1 protein-coding gene is annotated in these 1004 nt (G+C 68.3%); it reads left to right on the forward strand.

Annotated features, from left to right (window positions below):
- Positions 1-2 precede the first annotated feature (2 nt).
- Positions 3-920, forward strand: coding sequence for an aldo/keto reductase (locus AB4Z09_RS29115; protein WP_442241396.1), 918 nt, complete (start codon positions 3-5; stop codon positions 918-920).
- Positions 921-1004: the final 84 nt, after the last annotated feature.

Below are 1004 nucleotides of genomic sequence, written 5' to 3' on the forward strand. Positions count from 1 at the left end.
GCATGGGTATGTCGGCGTTCTACGCGGGGGCCGGAATCGACGACGCCGAGTCCATCCGCACGATCCATCGCGCGATTGACCTGGGAGTGACGTTCTTCGACACGGCCGAGATCTACGGGCCCTACACAAACGAGGAACTGCTCGGGCGYGCACTCCGGAACCGACGCGACGACGTGGTGATTGCCACCAAGTTCGGCACAATCTGCCATCGCACCGACGGTGCACGTGGACTGGACGGCAGCCCCGAGAACGTCCGGCTCTCGATCGAGGGCTCGCTGACGCGACTCGGTGTCGATCACCTCGACCTGTACTACCAGCACCGGATGGATCCGGCGACGCCAATCGAGGAGACTGTAGGCGCCCTGGCCGAGCTGATTGGCGAGGGCAAGATCAGAGGTTACGGCCTCTCGGARGCGGCACCGGCGACGATCCGGCGCGCACACGAGGTGCATCCGGTGACCGCAGTGCAGACCGAGTACTCGCTCTGGACCCGCGATCCCGAGCAGGGAGTGCTCCCGACGGTGCGCCAGCTCGGCATCGGGTTCGTGCCGTACTCGCCGCTCGGCCGCGGCTTCCTCACGGGGGCGATCCGCTCGACAGACGCGCTCGAGCCGGGCGACTACAGGCGTGACACCCCGCGCTTCGAGGGCGAGAACCTCGACCGGAACCTCCGCATCGTCGAGGCCGTCGAGTCGGTTGCCGCCGAGGTGGGCGCGACTCCCGCTCAGGTTGCGCTCGCGTGGCTCCTCGCCCAGGGCGACGACATCGCACCCATTCCAGGGACGAAGCGGGCGGGCCGCCTCGAGGAGAACGTCGCGGCCGACGACATCATCCTGACCTCCGACCAGCTCGCAGCGCTCGACGCGGTGCCCGTCCCGTCGGGCGACCGGTACACCGATATGTCGCCGCTCAACCGCTGAGTCGCCCTTCCCGCACGGAAATGGCCAAGTGGCGTCGGGGCCTTCTCTCGTCGATGTGGACGGCCGGCGCGGCAGGTCTCCTGC

The organism is Rhodococcus sp. TAF43, from assembly GCF_052113525.1.
GTDB lineage: Bacteria > Actinomycetota > Actinomycetes > Mycobacteriales > Mycobacteriaceae > Prescottella.